The organism is Enterobacter sp. BIDMC109, assembly GCF_001037885.1.
Taxonomy (GTDB): Bacteria; Pseudomonadota; Gammaproteobacteria; order Enterobacterales; family Enterobacteriaceae; genus Enterobacter; species Enterobacter hormaechei_C.
In genome coordinates, this window is sequence record NZ_KQ090002.1 from 1,732,975 (window position 1) to 1,750,165 (window position 17,191).

16 protein-coding genes are annotated in these 17,191 nt (G+C 57.4%); 12 read left to right on the plus strand and 4 right to left on the minus strand.

What is annotated here, in order from left to right:
* The 10 genes from tap to SK62_RS08320 all read left to right on the plus strand — a co-directional run bounded on the left by tap (position 1) and on the right by SK62_RS08320 (position 11,346).
* Entirely contained in the window at positions 1-1,602 is a 1,602-nt protein-coding gene (tap, locus tag SK62_RS08275; RefSeq protein WP_047719448.1) for a methyl-accepting chemotaxis protein IV, read from the plus strand.
* Between the two features lie 19 nt (positions 1,603-1,621).
* Entirely contained in the window at positions 1,622-2,488 is an 867-nt protein-coding gene (gene cheR, locus SK62_RS08280; RefSeq protein WP_017384409.1) for a protein-glutamate O-methyltransferase CheR, read from the plus strand.
* Positions 2,485-3,534, plus strand: coding sequence for a protein-glutamate methylesterase/protein-glutamine glutaminase (locus tag SK62_RS08285; protein WP_047719449.1), 1,050 nt, complete (start codon positions 2,485-2,487; stop codon positions 3,532-3,534). The genes cheR and SK62_RS08285 overlap by 4 nt, the downstream gene beginning before the upstream one ends.
* A 17-nt stretch (positions 3,535-3,551) precedes the next feature.
* The gene (cheY, locus tag SK62_RS08290; RefSeq protein WP_000763862.1) at positions 3,552-3,941 is read left to right on the plus strand and encodes a chemotaxis response regulator CheY; all 390 of its coding nucleotides are present in this window, start codon (positions 3,552-3,554) and stop codon (positions 3,939-3,941) included.
* 10 nt (positions 3,942-3,951) lie between these two features.
* Entirely contained in the window at positions 3,952-4,596 is a 645-nt protein-coding gene (gene cheZ / locus SK62_RS08295) for a protein phosphatase CheZ (protein WP_003859718.1), read from the plus strand.
* 150 nt (positions 4,597-4,746) lie between these two features.
* Positions 4,747-5,895 (plus strand): flagellar biosynthesis protein FlhB, encoded by a 1,149-nt coding sequence (gene flhB / locus SK62_RS08300; RefSeq protein WP_017693236.1) that lies wholly within the window; start codon positions 4,747-4,749, stop codon positions 5,893-5,895.
* The gene (flhA, locus tag SK62_RS08305) at positions 5,888-7,966 is read left to right on the plus strand and encodes a flagellar biosynthesis protein FlhA (protein WP_003859723.1); all 2,079 of its coding nucleotides are present in this window, start codon (positions 5,888-5,890) and stop codon (positions 7,964-7,966) included. The genes flhB and flhA overlap by 8 nt, the downstream gene beginning before the upstream one ends.
* Positions 7,966-8,358 carry a flagellar protein FlhE gene (locus SK62_RS08310; RefSeq protein WP_023303901.1) on the plus strand — a complete coding sequence of 131 codons (393 nt, stop codon included), beginning with the start codon at positions 7,966-7,968 and terminating at the stop codon, positions 8,356-8,358. The genes flhA and SK62_RS08310 overlap by 1 nt, the downstream gene beginning before the upstream one ends.
* Before the next feature lie 260 nt (positions 8,359-8,618).
* The gene (locus SK62_RS08315) at positions 8,619-10,202 is read left to right on the plus strand and encodes an MFS transporter (RefSeq protein WP_047719450.1); all 1,584 of its coding nucleotides are present in this window, start codon (positions 8,619-8,621) and stop codon (positions 10,200-10,202) included.
* A 4-nt stretch (positions 10,203-10,206) separates the two neighbouring features.
* Positions 10,207-11,346 carry a beta-galactosidase BglB gene (locus SK62_RS08320; protein WP_026080697.1) on the plus strand — a complete coding sequence of 380 codons (1,140 nt, stop codon included), beginning with the start codon at positions 10,207-10,209 and terminating at the stop codon, positions 11,344-11,346.
* A 34-nt stretch (positions 11,347-11,380) separates the two neighbouring features.
* On the opposite strand, the gene argS is transcribed toward SK62_RS08320, so the two are convergent.
* Complete coding sequence (gene argS / locus SK62_RS08325; protein ID WP_017693239.1) at positions 11,381-13,114, minus strand: arginine--tRNA ligase; 1,734 nt, start codon at positions 13,112-13,114, stop codon at positions 11,381-11,383.
* A gap of 238 nt (positions 13,115-13,352) precedes the next feature.
* Between argS and SK62_RS08330 the strand changes: the two genes are divergently transcribed.
* A complete protein-coding gene (locus tag SK62_RS08330) occupies positions 13,353-13,913 on the plus strand; it encodes a VOC family protein (protein ID WP_015570274.1) in 561 nt (186 codons plus the stop codon).
* Between the two features lie 78 nt (positions 13,914-13,991).
* Entirely contained in the window at positions 13,992-14,735 is a 744-nt protein-coding gene (cutC, locus tag SK62_RS08335; protein WP_047719452.1) for a copper homeostasis protein CutC, read from the plus strand.
* Positions 14,736-14,996: 261 nt separating this feature from the next.
* Here the strand turns inward: cutC and cmoB are convergent, their stop codons facing one another.
* The 3 genes from cmoB to SK62_RS08350 are packed head-to-tail and all read right to left on the minus strand — an operon-like array spanning position 14,997 to position 17,144.
* Positions 14,997-15,968, minus strand: a complete 972-nt coding sequence (cmoB, locus tag SK62_RS08340; RefSeq protein WP_015570275.1) for a tRNA 5-methoxyuridine(34)/uridine 5-oxyacetic acid(34) synthase CmoB — start codon at positions 15,966-15,968, stop codon at positions 14,997-14,999.
* Entirely contained in the window at positions 15,965-16,708 is a 744-nt protein-coding gene (gene cmoA, locus SK62_RS08345; RefSeq protein WP_003859735.1) for a carboxy-S-adenosyl-L-methionine synthase CmoA, read from the minus strand. The genes cmoB and cmoA overlap by 4 nt, the downstream gene beginning before the upstream one ends.
* 40 nt (positions 16,709-16,748) lie before the next feature.
* The gene (locus SK62_RS08350; RefSeq protein ID WP_003859737.1) at positions 16,749-17,144 is read right to left on the minus strand and encodes an MAPEG family protein; all 396 of its coding nucleotides are present in this window, start codon (positions 17,142-17,144) and stop codon (positions 16,749-16,751) included.
* Between the last annotated feature and the right edge of the window lie 47 nt (positions 17,145-17,191).

The window sequence follows — 17,191 nt, forward strand, 5'->3', positions numbered from 1 at the left end:
ATGTTAAATCGTATTCGTATCTCGACCACACTGTTTTTGATTCTGATCCTGTGTGGGGTTTTGCAGGTTGGCAGTAACGGGTTGTCTTTCTGGGCGTTTCGCGATGGCTATCAGAATTTGCAGGAAGTTGAGACGAGTAATCAGCAGCGCTCCGCACTGGCACAAACGCGTGCCGTGCTGTTGCAGGCAAGCACTGCGCTGAACAAAGCAGGGACGTTAACCGCGCTGAGCTATCCGCCGGAGGATATTAAGGCGCTGATGGTCGTGGCCCGCAGCAGCCTGAAGCAGGCCGACGCGCAGTTTAAGGCCTTTACGGCGCAGGAGGCGGTCAGTGAGAAAGAGAAAGCGCTGAAAGTCGCCATGAAAAAGACCTTTGATGTGTGGTACGGCGATCTCGACCATCAGGCGACGTGGCTGGAGAACAACCAGCTTTCTGACTTCCTGACCGCGCCGGTGCAGGCGTCTCAGGCGGCGTTCGACGGTAGCTTTAACGCCTGGCAGCAGGATATTAACCAGTTTGTGGCGCGTGCCGGTGCGGACAGCCGTACCAGCTACCGCATGTCAGGGGCGATTTTCCTGATCATGGTGATCCTGGCCGCCCTGCTGACCGGCGGCTCGCTGTGGTGGTCGCGCAAAATGATCGTCCAGCCGCTGGCCATCGTCAGCAGCCACTTCGACAGTATGGCGAAGGGCGATCTGGCGCGTCCGGTGGCCGTGTATGGCAGGAATGAAATATCAGCGATTTTCGCCAGCCTGAAGGCGATGCAGGGGTCGCTGCGGGAAACGGTAAGCAACGTTCGCCAGGGCAGTTACGCCATGCATACCGGGATCTCCGAGATTGCGGCAGGCAATAACGATCTCTCATCCCGCACCGAACAGCAGGCGGCATCGCTGGCGCAGACGGCGGCCAGCATGGAGGAGCTGACCGCGACGGTAAGTCAGAACGCTGATAACGCGCGTCAGGCGTCCGACTTGTCAAAACAGGCGGCGATGACGGCGAAACGTGGGGGCGATCAGGCCTCTCACGTCGCCAGCACGATGCAGGAGATTGCCGCCAGCTCGCAGAAAATTGGCGACATTATCAGCGTCATCGACGGTATCGCGTTCCAGACCAATATTCTGGCGCTGAACGCGGCCGTTGAAGCGGCGCGTGCCGGGGAGCAGGGGCGCGGGTTCGCGGTGGTTGCCGGTGAAGTCCGAAACCTCGCCAGCCGCAGCGCCAATGCGGCGAAAGAGATCAAAGGGCTGATAGAAGAGTCGGTCTCCCGCGTTCAGCAGGGCTCCGCGCTGGTGGATACCGCCGCGCAGACCATGCACGAGATTGTCACCTCCGTGACGCGGGTTAACGACATTATGGGCGAGATTGCCTCGGCGTCTGATGAACAACGCCGTGGTATTGAGCAGGTGGCGCAGGCCGTTACACAGATGGATCAGGTTACGCAGCAGAACGCCTCACTGGTGGAAGAGGCGGCGGCGGCTACCGATCAGCTGGCAAACCAGGCGGATCACCTTACCGGGTTGGTCGCCGTATTTAATGTGAAAGAGCACGTTGAAGCAGTAACAGAAGTCGGACGGTCACAGGCCGTGCCCGTTGTATCCTGAATGTGATTAAGAAGGCGCTATGACATCACCCATGCCCTCAGGGCAAACGTCATTATTGTTGCAGATGACACAGCGCCTCGCGCTGTCCGACGCGCATTTTCGTCGGATATGTCAGTTAATCTACCAGCGTGCGGGGATCGTGCTTGCGGACCATAAGCGAGACATGGTCTACAACCGGCTGGTGCGGCGCTTGCGTACGCTGGGGCTGGATGATTTTGGCCGCTATCTGAGCATGCTCGAAGCGAACCAGAACAGCGCCGAATGGCAGGCATTTATCAACTCATTAACCACCAACCTGACCGCGTTTTTCCGCGAGGCGCATCACTTCCCGGTGCTGGCGGAACACGCCCGTCGCCGTAGCGGAGAGTATCGCGTCTGGAGCGCGGCGGCCTCTACCGGGGAAGAGCCGTACTCGCTGGCCATCACCCTGGCGGACACCCTGGGCATGGCGCCGGGCCGCTGGAAAGTGTACGCCAGCGACATCGATACCGAAGTGCTGGAAAAAGCCCGTAACGGCGTTTATCGCCAGGATGAGCTTAAAACGCTGTCTCCTCAGCAGCTACAGCGTTACTTCATGCGCGGTACCGGCCCGCATGAAGGACTGGTGCGCGTACGCCAGGAGCTGGCGAACTGCGTGGAATTTGCTCCCGTTAATTTACTGGATAAGCAGTACAACGTGCCGGGGCCATTCGACGCTATTTTTTGCCGTAACGTGATGATCTATTTTGATAAAACGACGCAGCAGGACATCCTGCGTCGCTTTGTTCCGTTGCTCAAGCCTGACGGTTTACTGTTTGCCGGGCACTCGGAAAACTTCAGCAACCTCGTGCGTGAGTTTAGCCTGCGTGGGCAAACGGTTTATGCGCTGAGTAAGGAAAAAGCATGAGTAAAATCAGGGTATTGTCTGTCGATGATTCGGCGCTGATGCGTCAGATCATGACCGAAATCATCAATAGCCACAGCGATATGGAGATGGTGGCGACAGCACCCGATCCGCTGGTCGCGCGGGATTTAATCAAAAAATATAACCCCGACGTGCTGACGCTGGATGTTGAAATGCCGCGCATGGATGGCATCGATTTCCTGGAAAAATTAATGCGCCTGCGCCCGATGCCGGTGGTGATGGTGTCATCTCTGACCGGTAAAGGTTCAGAAATCACCCTGCGCGCGCTGGAGCTGGGGGCGGTGGATTTTGTCACCAAGCCGCAGCTCGGCATTCGCGAGGGGATGCTGGCGTACAGCGAGATGATCGCCGAGAAAATCCGTACCGCGTCGCGCGCAAAACTCGCGGCCCACAAGCCGATGGCAGCTTCGGCAACCCTGAAGGCAGGGCCGTTACTCAGCTCGGAAAAGTTGCTGGTCATTGGGGCGTCAACCGGAGGAACAGAGGCAATTCGCCATGTACTCCAGCCATTGCCGCTCTCAAGCCCGGGTATTCTGATCACGCAACATATGCCGCCAGGGTTTACCCGTTCGTTCGCGGAGCGCCTGAATAAGCTGTGCCAGATCAGCGTGAAAGAGGCGGAAGACGGCGAGCGCGTGCTGCCGGGTCACGCCTATATCGCCCCGGGTGACAAGCACATGGAGCTGGCGCGCAGCGGGGCGAACTATCAAATCAAAATTCATGACGGGCCGCCGGTTAACCGGCACCGTCCGTCGGTGGATGTGCTGTTTCATTCGGTGGCGAAACATGCGGGGCGCAACGCCGTTGGGGTGATCCTGACGGGGATGGGCAACGACGGTGCCGCCGGAATGCTTGCGATGCACCAGGCTGGCGCCTGGACGATTGCGCAGAATGAAGCAAGTTGTGTGGTGTTCGGCATGCCGCGCGAGGCCATCAATATGGGTGGCGTAAGCGAAGTGGTCGATCTTAGCCAGGTAAGCCAGCAGATGCTGGCGAAAATCAGTGCCGGACAGGCAATACGTATTTGACTCAGGAGTATTATTTTATGGCGGATAAAGAGCTTAAGTTTTTGGTTGTGGATGACTTTTCCACCATGCGTCGCATTGTGCGCAACCTGCTGAAAGAGCTGGGCTTCAACAATGTTGAAGAAGCAGAAGACGGGGTGGATGCGCTGAACAAACTCCAGGCTGGCGGGTTTGGTTTTGTGATTTCCGACTGGAACATGCCGAACATGGACGGTCTCGAACTGCTGAAAACCATCCGCGCGGATGCAGGCATGGCCTCTCTGCCGGTGCTGATGGTGACCGCAGAAGCGAAGAAAGAGAACATTATTGCCGCTGCACAGGCGGGCGCAAGCGGCTACGTGGTGAAGCCATTCACCGCGGCGACTCTGGAAGAGAAGCTCGGGAAGATCTTCGAGAAACTCGGCATGTGAGGTGATGGATATGTTGCAACCTGCTATGAAACCCGTTGAAGAACATTCGCCGAGCGACATTATTGCCCGCATTGGTAGCCTGACCCGCATGCTGCGCGACAGCCTGCGTGAGCTGGGGCTGGACCAAGCTATCGCCGAAGCGGCGGAAGCCATCCCTGACGCGCGCGACCGTCTGGACTACGTCGTACAGATGACCGCGCAGGCGGCCGAGCGTGCGCTGAACAGCGTTGAAGCCTCGCAGCCGCACCAGGATGCGATGGAGAAGGGGGCGAAAGCGCTGAGCAAACGCTGGGATGAGTGGTTTGAGAACCCTATTGAGCTGGCGGATGCCCGCGAACTGGTAACGGATACCCGTCAGTACCTGGGTGACGTGCCGGGGCACACCAGCTTCACCAATGCCCAGCTGCTGGACATCATGATGGCACAGGATTTCCAGGACCTCACCGGCCAGGTGATCAAGCGCATGATGGATGTGATTCAGGAGATTGAACGTCAGCTGCTGATGGTACTGCTGGAGAACATACCGGAACCGGCTGCCCGTCCGAAACGCGAGAACGAAAGCCTGCTCAATGGTCCACAGCTTGACACCAGCAAAGCGGGCGTGGTGGCAAGCCAGGATCAGGTGGACGATCTGCTGGACAGTCTTGGTTTCTGATTGCCCGTTTTGCCTCAGGTCGTTAACGCGGCCTGAGGCAGCTCAGAATAAAAACAGCGAAAAGAGCCCGAATAAACGGGCTTTTCCCGCCATTGGATTTTCTCTGCGCTGGCATGATACCCGTGAATTAATGGGCTGCGAGCAGGCACAGTGGCAGAAGAGAACGACGACAAAACAGAAGCCCCCACACCCCACCGACTTGAAAAAGCCCGTGAGGATGGGCAGATCCCCCGATCCCGAGAGCTGACATCCCTGCTGATCCTGGTGGTGGGCGTCTGCATAATCTGGTGGGGCGGGGAGATGCTCGCCCGCAGACTGGCGGGAATGCTCTCGGCTGGCTTACGTTTTGATCACAGCATGGTCAATGACCCCAATCTGATCCTCATTCAGATCATCAACCTTGTGAAAAGCGCGATGCTCGCCTTGCTGCCGCTGATCGCGGGCGTGGTCATCGTGGCCCTGGTTTCGCCGGTCATGCTCGGTGGCCTGGTGTTCAGCGGAAAATCGCTGCAACCGAAATTCTCTAAGCTCAATCCGTTCCCCGGCATTGCGAAAATGTTTTCCGCGCAAACCGGGGCAGAGCTTCTTAAAGCGATCCTGAAATCGCTTCTTATGGGCAGTACCGCCGGGTTTTTTCTGTGGCACCACTGGCCGGAGATGATGCGCCTCATCAGCGAGTCCCCGATGACGGCGATGAAGAATGCCCTGAACCTGGTCGGGTTATGCTCGCTGCTGGTGGTACTCAGCATTATTCCGATGGTGGCGTTCGACGTTATCTTCCAGATCTATTCCCATATCAAAAAGCTGCGAATGTCGCGTCAGGACATCCGCGATGAATATAAACAGATGGAAGGCGACCCGCACGTTAAGGGCCGTATCCGCCAGATGCAGCGCGCCGCCGCGCGTCGGCGCATGATGGAAGATGTGCCGAAAGCCGACGTCATCGTCACCAACCCGACTCACTACTCCGTGGCGCTTCAGTACGACGAAAACAAAATGAGCGCGCCGAAAGTGGTGGCGAAAGGGGCCGGGCTGATTGCGCTGCGCATTCGTGAAATTGCCACGGAAAACCGTGTGCCGATCCTGGAAGCACCGCCGCTGGCTCGCGCGCTGTATCGCCACGCGGAAATTGGACAACAGATCCCGGGCCAGCTCTACGCCGCTGTCGCAGAGGTGCTGGCCTGGGTGTGGCAACTGAAACGCTGGCGTTTAGCGGGCGGTCAACGACCTGTAAAACCTGAGAACCTGCCGGTGCCTGAAGCACTGGATTTTTTGAACGAGAAGGACACTGATGGCTAATCTGGTGGCAATGTTGCGCCTGCCCGGCAACCTGAAATCGACGCAATGGCAGATCCTTGCCGGACCGATTCTGATCCTGTTAATTCTGTCGATGATGGTGCTGCCGTTACCGGCATTTATCCTCGACCTGCTTTTCACCTTCAACATTGCGTTGTCCATCATGGTGTTGCTGGTGGCGATGTTCACCCAGCGCACGCTGGAGTTCGCCGCGTTTCCAACGATCCTGCTGTTCACCACGCTGCTGCGCCTGGCGCTGAACGTTGCCTCCACGCGTATCATCCTGATGGAAGGGCATACCGGCGCGGCGGCGGCGGGCAAGGTGGTCGAAGCCTTCGGTCACTTCCTGGTGGGCGGCAACTTCGCCATCGGTATCGTGGTGTTCGTCATTCTGGTGATTATCAACTTCATGGTTATCACTAAAGGGGCGGGGCGTATCGCTGAAGTGGGCGCGCGCTTCGTGCTCGACGGGATGCCGGGCAAGCAGATGGCCATCGACGCCGACCTGAATGCCGGGCTGATCGCGGAAGATGAAGCGAAAAAACGCCGTGCCGAAGTGACCCAGGAGGCAGATTTCTACGGCTCCATGGACGGTGCGAGTAAGTTTGTGCGCGGTGACGCCATCGCGGGCATTCTGATCATGGTGATTAACGTCGTCGGCGGCCTGCTCGTCGGCGTGCTGCAACACGGCATGGACATGGGCCACGCGGCGGAAAGCTATACGCTGCTGACCATTGGTGACGGTCTGGTGGCGCAGATCCCGGCGCTGGTGATCTCCACCGCGGCGGGCGTGATTGTGACTCGCGTCAGTACCGATCAGGACGTGGGCGAGCAGATGGTGGGGCAGCTCTTCAGCAACCCGCGCGTTATGCTGCTCTCTGCGGCGGTGCTGGGCCTGCTCGGTATGGTGCCGGGCATGCCAAACCTGGTATTCCTGCTGTTCACCGCTGCGCTGCTGGGGCTTGCCTGGTGGATGCGTGGCCGGGAAACGCAGCCTAAGGCAGAGCCTGCGCCGGTCAAAATGCCTGAGAACACCCAGGCGGTGGAAGCCACCTGGAACGACGTACAGCTCGAAGATTCGCTGGGGATGGAAGTGGGGTACCGCCTGATCCCGATGGTGGATTTCCAGCAGGATGGTGAGCTGCTTGGCCGTATCCGCAGCATTCGTAAAAAATTCGCCCAGGATATGGGCTTCCTGCCGCCGGTGGTCCACATCCGGGACAATATGGATCTCCCGCCCGCGCGCTACCGCATCCTGATGAAAGGGGTGGAAATCGGCAGCGGTGATGCGTACCCCGGCCGCTGGCTGGCGATTAACCCGGGCACCGCCGCAGGCACGTTGCCGGGTGAGCAGACGACCGACCCGGCCTTTGGTCTGGCGGCAATCTGGATTGAGAGCGCCCTGAAAGAGCAGGCCCAGATTCAGGGTTACACGGTCGTTGAGGCCAGTACCGTGGTGGCAACGCACCTCAACCACCTGATTGGCCAGTTCTCCGCGGAACTGTTTGGACGTCAGGAGGCGCAGCAGCTGCTCGACCGCGTAACGCAGGAGATGCCGAAGCTGACCGAAGATTTGGTGCCGGGCGTACTGACCTTAACCACCCTGCACAAAGTGCTGCAAAATCTGCTCGATGAGAAGGTGCCCATTCGCGATATGCGTACCATCCTTGAGACGCTGGCCGAACATGCGCCGCTGCAAAGCGATCCGCACGAACTGACGGCGGTGGTGCGCGTGGCGCTTGGACGCGCCATTACCCAGCAATGGTTCCCGGGAACCGGCGAAGTGCAGGTCATTGGCCTGGACACGCCGCTGGAACGTCTGCTGCTTCAGGCGTTGCAGGGCGGTGGCGGGCTGGAGCCGGGTCTGGCGGACAGATTACTGGCGCAAACCCAGGAGGCGCTGGCGCGTCAGGAGATGCTGGGCGCGCCGCCGGTGCTGCTGGTGAATCACGCGCTGCGTCCGTTGCTGTCGCGCTTCCTGCGCCGGAGCCTGAACCAGCTGGTAGTGCTGTCGAATATGGAGCTGTCCGATAACCGCAATATTCGCATGACGGCGACCATAGGAGGGAAATAATGCGTAAGTGGCTGTGGATCTTACTTTTCCCGCTGGCGGCGCAGGCCGCAGGCGAGGGGGCATGGCAGGCCAGCAGTATCGGCTTGACGCTCAACCATCGGGGTGAGTCGATCTCCTCCCGTCCGCTGTCCGCCTCTGAGCCCGTGTCCGGGCAGATGACGCTGGTGGCCTGGAATTACACCCTGACGGGACCCACACCGGCCGGGTTGCGGGTGCGGCTGTGCTCGCTGACCCGCTGCGCGGAAATCGAGGGTCAACGTGGCACTACCCAGGCCTTCAACGGGGTGTCTGCTCAGGAGCCTTTACGCTTTATCTGGGAAGTGCCAGGCGGTGGACGTCTCATCCCGGCGCTGAAGGTTCAGCGCAACGAGGTGCTCGTCAACTACCGCTAACTGCCCGCCTTTTCGCCAGTCTCCAGGCATTTCTGAAGGCTGGCTCGCAAAAATGACCTTCCCTTTTGATACAAAAGAAACGCTGTTTTATAAATCAGTGACACGCGTATTGACACTCTTTGCGTTTTTGCCATTCACCACTTTGTGATGGCAGAAACAGAAAGGTATCAACAGGTCGATACTTTTACTGTAGCCGTGTAAAAACTCCCGGACGAGGTTGCTTACAGGGAGTCTCCCAAAACTGATTAGGGTTGACGGCAATGAAAACACGTAAAATTGGACTCGCAAATTATTTTGCTTACGGGTCAGGGGACTTCCTCGGGGCGGGGACTACCGCCCTGACGGCCGCCTGGCTTTTGTATTTTTATACCACCTTCTGTGGACTCACACCGATTGAAGCAACCTTTATCTTCGCTGCCGCAAGGGTGCTGGATGCGGTTGTCAGCCCGTTAATGGGCTTTTTAACCGATAACTTTGGCACCACCTGGCTGGGCAAGCGTTTTGGCCGTCGTAAGTTCTTCATCCTGCTCGGTATTCCCTGCGTTTTCAGCTACTCGCTGATGTGGGTAGGGGACATGAGTTTCTGGTACTACCTGCTGACCTATCTGATCTTTGATATCGTCTACACCATGATCCTGGTGCCGTACGAAACGCTGGTGCCGGAGATGACGGACGATTTCAAACAGAAAACCAAATTCTCCGGGGCGCGAATCTCTATGGCGCAGATGTCCGCCATTCTGGCCTCCTTCCTGCCGGGGATCCTGCTCACGCATTTCGGCAAAGACAACGCGATCTCCTTCTTCTATGCAAGCCTGGTCTTCTCCGTACTCTGCGCGCTGATGCTTACTTTCGTCTGGTTCTTCACCTGGGAGCGTCCGCGGGAAGAGTGGTCTGAAGCGGCTCTGCGTGCCGAGGAAGAGAAGAAAAAGCTGACCCTGGGCCAGAGCCTGAACCGTCTTTTTGTCGAATTAAGTTCGACGCTGCGCATCAAGATTTTCCGCCAGCATCTGGGGATGTACCTTGGCGGCTACATCGCCCAGGATGTCTTTAATGCGGTGTTCACCTATTACGTGGTATTTGTGCTGATGCAGGAGGCGTCAATGGCGTCCAACCTGCTGGGCACGATGGCCATCTTCCAGTTCCTCGCCGTGATCGGCATGATCCCGCTGTGCATTCGCTTCGGACCTGCGCCGTCTTACCGCATGGTGGTCGTGCTGTTTGGTCTGGCTTCGCTCTCTTACGCGGTGCTTTATTACGCGGGCCTGAGCGACGTTTACGCTCTGCTGCTGCTGATCTCTGCGGTTGCCGGTCTTGGCCGCGGGGGTATCAACTACGTACCGTGGAATACCTACATCTACATTGCTGACGTGGACGAAGTGATCACCGGTCAGCGTCGCGAAGGGATCTTCGCGGGCATCATGACGCTGACCCGTAAAGCGTCTCAGGCCGGTGCGGTGATGCTGGTGGGGATCGTGATGCAGATGTCGGGCTTTGTCAGCGGGCAAAAAGTGCAACCTGCGGAAGTGAGCCACACCATTCTTATGATCCTGAGCGTTGGCACTATTCTGGTGCTGTTCTGCGGCTTCCTTGTCTCCCTGCGCTTCAAACTCAATTTGCAGACTCACAGCACCCTGCGTGAAGAGACCGCGAAAATGCGCGAGTCCGGCCATGCGATGCCAGAGGCGGTGACCCCGCAGGCCCGCGCTACCGTGGAGATGCTGGCCGGTATGCCGTATGAATCCCTGTGGGGCAACAACAACATCGGTTATCTGAATCGCAATAAGCCGGCGGCCCCTTCGCTGAAGGATCGCGCGGTACTGAATTCGACATACAACAGAGGTTAAGATGATGAAAGTTTGGCCTGTCAAACATAGCCCGTTACTGCGTCAGCCTGAGCGCTTTATCGCCAGGGATGAGCTGAAATCGCTGATTCAAAAGGTGACGCATAACCTGGTCAATATCCACGACAAAACGGGTGAGTTTTTGCTGCGGCTGGACGACGGGCGCGTGATCGACACCAAAGGCTGGGCCGGATGGGAATGGACCCACGGCGTCGGTTTATACGGTATCTGGCAGTATTACTGCCAGACCGGTGACGAAGGCATGCGCGAGATTATCGACAGCTGGTTTGCTGACCGTTTCGCTGAAGGCGCAACCACCAAAAACGTGAATACCATGTCGCCGTTCCTGACGCTGGCGTATCGCTACGAAGAGACCAAAAACCCTGCCTGGCTGCCGTGGCTGGAAAGCTGGGCGGAATGGGCGATGAATGAGATGCCGCGCACCGAACATGGCGGCATGCAGCACATCACCCTGGCGGAAGAGAACCATCAGCAGATGTGGGATGACACGCTGATGATGACGGTGCTGCCGCTGGCGAAAATCGGCAAGCTGCTGAACAAGCCGGAGTACGTCGAGGAGGCGATCTATCAGTTCCTGCTCCACGTACAGAACCTGATGGATCGGGAGACCGGACTGTGGTTCCACGGCTGGAATTACGACGGCAATCACAACTTTGCCCGGGCTCGCTGGGCGCGCGGCAACAGCTGGCTGACCATCGTGATCCCGGATTTCCTCGAGCTGGTGGATCTGCCGGAAAACAACGCCGTTCGTCGCTATCTGGTGCAGGTACTGAACGCGCAGATCGCCGCACTGGCAAAATGTCAGGACGAGAGCGGATTGTGGCATACGCTGCTGGACGATCCTGATTCTTATCTGGAGGCGTCGGCCACGGCAGGGTTTGCCTACGGCATTCTGAAAGCCGTGCGCAAGCGTTATGTCGGCGCAGAGTACGCAGAGGTGGCGGAGAAAGCGATTCGCGGCATCGTGCAAAACATCTCGCCGGAAGGGGAGCTGCTGCAAACGTCCTTCGGGACGGGGATGGGGAGCGATCTGGCGTTTTACCGCCAGATACCGCTGACCTCGATGCCGTATGGCCAGGCAATGGCGATTCTGTGTCTGACGGAATATTTGCGGAAATATTTCTGATAATAAAAAACCCGGCGCTCGCCGGGTTTCTTTTTTACATACGTTCTACGGTTTCGATACCCAGGGTATCCAGACCGAGCTTCAGTGTCTTCGCCGTCAGCTGCGCCAGCTTCAGGCGGCTGTGACGCACCGCTTCGCTCTCGGCAGAGAGGATAGGGCAGTGTTCGTAGAAGCCAGAGAACAGACCGGCCAGATCGTACAGGTAAGCACACATAACGTGCGGCGTACCGTCACGCGCGACCACGGAGAGCGTCTCTTCGAACTGAAGCAGGCGGGCAGCCAGCTGTGCTTCACGATCTTCGGTAAGGGTCACCGTGGCATTCGCCAGCACGCTTTCGTCGATATTGGCTTTACGGAAGACGGAGAGTACGCGGGTATAAGCGTACTGCATATATGGCGCCGTGTTGCCTTCAAACGCCAGCATGTTGTCCCAGTCGAAGATATAGTCGGTGGTACGGTTCTTGGAGAGATCCGCGTATTTCACCGCGCCGATCCCAACCGCGTTAGCCAGTTTCTCCAGCTCGTCAGCAGGCATATCCGGGTTCTTCTCGGCCACCAGGCGACGCGCGCGTTCCAGCGCTTCATCCAGCAGATCGGAAAGCTTCACGGTGCCGCCCGCACGGGTTTTGAACGGCTTACCGTCTTTACCCAGCATCATGCCGAACATGTGATGTTCCAGCGGCACGGAATCCGGCACATAACCCGCTTTACGCACGATAGTCCACGCCTGCATCAGGTGCTGGTGCTGACGGGAGTCGATGTAATACAGCACGCGATCCGCATGCAGGGTTTCGTAACGGTATTTCGCACAGGCGATGTCGGTGGTGGTGTAGAGATAGCCGCCATCCTTTTTCTGGACGATCACACCCATCGGTTCGCCTTCCTTGTTTTTATACTCATCAAGGAACACCACCGTTGCGCCTTCGCTTTCCACCGCCAGATTTTTAGCTTTCAGGTCCGCCACAATGCCTGGCAGCATCGGGTTATACAGGCTTTCACCCATCACGTCGTCACGGGTCAGGGTCACGTTCAGACGGTTATAGGTGAGCTGATTCTGGGACATGGTAATATCCACCAGCCTGCGCCACATCTCGAGGAAGTACGGGTCGCCGCCTTGAAGTTTCACCACGTAGCTGCGCGCGCGCTCGGCGAAGGCTTCATCTTCGTCATAGTGCTTTTTGGCTTCACGGTAGAAACCTTCCAGGTCTGCCAGCGCCATTTCGCCTGCGTTTTCCTGCTGCTGCTTTTCCAGATACGCTATCAGCATGCCGAACTGCGTGCCCCAGTCGCCTACGTGGTTAGCGCGGATCACCTTGTGACCAAGGAACTCCAGGGTACGCACCGCCGCGTCACCGATGATGGTGGAGCGCAGGTGACCGACGTGCATCTCTTTCGCCACGTTTGGCGCGGAGTAGTCAACCACCACGGTCTGCGCTTCTGGCTGAGCCACGCCCAGACGGTCAGACTTCAGCGCCGCGTCAACGTGGCTTGCGAGGAATGCAGGCTCAAGGAAAATGTTGATAAAGCCTGGACCGGCGATTTCGGTTTTGCTGGCGATGCCGGTGAGATCCAGATGCGTCAGTACCTGCTCAGCGAGCTGTCGCGGCGGCATGCCCAGTTTTTTAGCCACTGCCATCACGCCATTAGCCTGATAGTCGCCAAACTGTACTTTCGCTGACTGACGAACCTGTGGTTCGCAATCCGCAGGCGCACCTGCGGCAATCAGTGCCTGACTGACTTTTTCTGAGAGAAGAGCCTGAATATTCACCTGGATACCTTACGTTTTTGATGCGGGTAAAAAACACCCACGCCAGTTTAAGAATTTAGGGCGGGAGTATACTGCAAATGCCTTCGGGCGTCAGCCCTGCGGGGGGCGAAGATCGCTCAGAATCCAGGCGAAGACGGTATGCATAATCATGCAGTCGAAAAAACCGTGATTCTGCGGTTGGTCGACAGAGGGCAACAGAGTAAATTAGCGGCTTTGCGACACGAAACGAGACTGACCTATGGCGAACTGGCATACCATTGACGAACTGCATGATATTTCCGCAGATTTACCGCGCTTCACTCAGGCGTTCACAGAACTTGCCACCCGTCTCGGGCTGGATATCGCGCCGCTTGAGGCCGATCACATCTCTTTGCGCTGCCACCAGAATGCTACCGCCGAACGCTGGCGGCGTGGCTTTGAGCAGTGCGGAGAACTGCTGTCGGAGAATATCATTAACGGTCGTCCGATCTGCCTGTTCAAACTTCACGCGCCGGTAACGGTGGCGCACTGGCAATTCACCGTTGTGGAACTGCCCTGGCCAGGGGAGAAGCGTTATCCGCACGAAGGCTGGGAGCATATCGAAATTGTTCTGCCTGGGGAGCCCGAGACGCTGAACGCCCGTGCGCTGGCGCTGCTTTCCGACGAGGGGTTAAGCCAGCCGGGTATTTTCGTCAAAACCAGCTCGCCAAAAGGGGAGCGCGAACGCTTACCGAACCCTACGCTTGCCGTAACGGACGGCAACGTGACGGTGAAATTCCATCCCTGGACTATCGAGCAGATCGTCGCCAGCGAAGCGTAAGCATTGTGAGCGTCGATCCAGACACCAATCGGGCAACGTGCCACGATGGTACGTTGAGTGAAATTTAAGGAGGATGACATGGCGCTGCTGGAAATTTGTTGTTACAGCGTGGAGTGTGCCGTCACTGCGCAACGGCAGGGGGCCGATCGCATCGAGCTTTGCGCGGCACCTAAAGAAGGGGGATTAACCCCGTCCTTTGGCGTGCTGAAATCAGCCCGTCAGGCCATCACTATTCCGGTGCACCCGATTATTCGCCCGCGCGGCGGTGATTTTTGTTATACGGCGGGTGAGTTCAGTGCCATGCTTGAGGATATCGCCCTCGTCCGTGATTCCGGTTTTCCGGGGCTGGTGATCGGTGTGCTGGACGAAGACGGCAACATCGATCTTCCGCGTATGCGTCAGGTCATGCGCGCCGCCCGGGGGATGGCGGTCACTTTTCATCGTGCGTTCGATATGTGTCAGGATCCGATACAAGCCTTTGATACGCTGGCAGAACTGGGCGTGGCGCGCGTTCTGACGTCGGGCCAGCAGTCCTCGGCTGAAAAAGGACTGAAATTAATTACGGAACTAAAAGCACATTCCGGTGTTCCAATAATCATGGCGGGCGCAGGAGTACGCGCCAGCAATCTGGAACTGTTTTTAAACGCAGGGGTGGAAGAGCTGCACAGCTCGGCGGGTAAATGGATACCTTCACCCATGCGTTATCGCAATACAGGGTTGTCAATGTCGACGGATGCTGAAGCGGATGAGTACTCGCGCTACGGTGTGGATGGAGAGTCGGTTGCGGTAATGAAATCGTTGATTGAATGTCATCACGTGTAGCAACGTACCGATTTTTACCGCGCATCATGTCGCCCAATATGATGCTTGCTTGTACCAGGCCCCTGCAACTTCAACAGGGGCCTTTTTTTCTCCTTCATATTTCAAGCCGCAGCCGCGTTGGCCGCCTCGCTCACCCCGGTCACTTACTGATGTAAGCTCCCGGGGATTCGCTGCGTTGCCGCCTTGCTGCAACTTGAACTATTTTGGAGAAAACGTGCGACGCGTAGGCCGGGTAAGGCGCAGCCGCCACCCGGCTAAAGGCTACGGCTTGGTCGCAATCAATACCGCACGCATCGGGGCCGGATAGCCTTCTATGGTTTTACTGTGATCGTCCGGGTCGAGGAATTGCTCCAGTGATTCGGTGATCATCCAGTCGGTGCGGCGCTGTTCCTCAACCGACGTCACGCACACATCGGCGATGCGTACATCGACAAATCCACATTTCTCCAGCCAGTTCTTCAGCGCCAGCGCGGAAGGGATGAAGTAAACGTTGCGCATCTGCGCATAGCGATCGCCCGGCACCAGAACGGCATGTTCATCGCCTTCGATGACCAGCGTTTCCAGCACCAGTTCGCCGCCGCTGACCAGCTGATCTTTCAACTGCCAGAGATGCTCCAGCGGGGAACGACGGTGGTACAGCACGCCCATCGAGAAAACGGTATCAAACGCTTTCAGGGCAGGGAGTTGCTCGATACCCAGCGGCAGCAGGTGCGCACGCTGGTCGTTACCCAGGAGCTTACGCACCGCTTCAAACTGGCACAGGAACAGCTGCATCGGATCGATACCGACGGCCAGATGCGCGCCTGCGCCGATCATGCGCCACATGTGATAGCCGCTACCGCAGCCCACGTCCAGAATAGTGCGCCCGGTCAGGTCGGATAAATGCGGCAGAACGCGATCCCACTTCCAGTCGGAGCGCCACTCGGTGTTGATATTTACACCGTACAGCGAGAACGGCCCTTTGCGCCACGGCATCAGGTTACGCATCAGCGTTTCGATGCGATTGATCTGCCCGGCCGGGAGCGGCTCTTCGCTCTCCGCCGTCACGCTGTGCAGTAAATCCAGACGATGAGGCGTCAGTTCAGGCAGAAACTCCACGGCGTTGGACCACTGCTTCAACAGACCATGCTGCTGATCGCGCTGCCAGGTGGCAATTTGCGCAGGCAGGGTTTCCAGCCAGTGGGAAAGGTGGTTTTTGGCAATCAGCTGATAGAAATTACCGAACTCGATCATGCTGCGTCTCCGGCTTTAAGCGCCACCAGAGAACCAAAGTTAAAGCACTGGAACCACAGTTCGCTGTGTTCAAATCCGGCTTTGCGCAGGCGCGCTTTGTGGGTTTCTACGGAATCCGTCAGCATGACGTTTTCAAGCATGCTGCGCTTCTGGCTGATCTCCAGCTCGCTGTAGCCATTTGCACGCTTGAAATCATGGTGCATGTTGAACAGCAGTTCGCCCACGCTGGCGTCTTCAAAGCTGAATTTCTCAGACAGCACCAGCGCGCCGCCCGGGTTCAGGCCCTGATAAATTTTATCCAGCAACCGCTGACGATCGTCCGGCACCAGGAACTGAAGGGTAAAGTTCAGGACCACCATCGAGGCGTTCTGGATGTCGATATCGCGGATATCGCCTTCTACCACCTCCACAGGCGTAGGGGCTTTATACGCGTCAATGTGGCGACGGCAGCGTTCGACCATGGCCGGTGAGTTATCGACAGCCACAATCTTGCAGCCTTCGTGATGAACGTTACGACGAATGGACAGCGTTGCCGCTCCCAGCGAACAGCCCAGGTCATAGACCTGCGTGCCGGGTTGAACAAAACGCTCCGCCAGCATGCCGATCATGGAGATAATATTGGAATAACCGGGAACAGAGCGCTGGATCATATCCGGGAAGACTTCGGCTACCCGTTCATCAAAGGTCCAGTCGCCCAGGCTGGCGATAGGCGCGGAAAAAAGCGTGTCGCGATCTGACATAACGTAAAAATCCGGGAAAAATAAAGGGGCATATTGTGCGCTAATGGAAGGAGAAAACCAACTCCCACGGCATATACCAAAGGTTAGCCAGCACCATCAGCAAAAGCGAGCACCAGGTCGCGCTCATGCCGGAACGACGCCAGCGGATCAGGCGGTGGTGAAAACCATAATAATGCATCAAACGCCCTGCTATCAGCAGCAGCCCACAGACGTGCACCATCCAGGTTTCAGCGCCATCCATCTCCATTAACAGCAGTAAAATTAACGCGACGGGAATGTACTCGACCGCGTTGCCGTGGATGCGGATTGCGCTTTGTAGCTCAGAAAAGCCCCCGTCACCGTACGAGACGCGGTACTGCATTCTCAGGCGCACAACATCAAATGAAAACTTAATCAGCAGTAATGCACCTAACACCGCATACAGCGCGCTGACCATACTAACTCCCTGTTTTTGGCAGATGGCACGTCTCTATGATAGGGGGT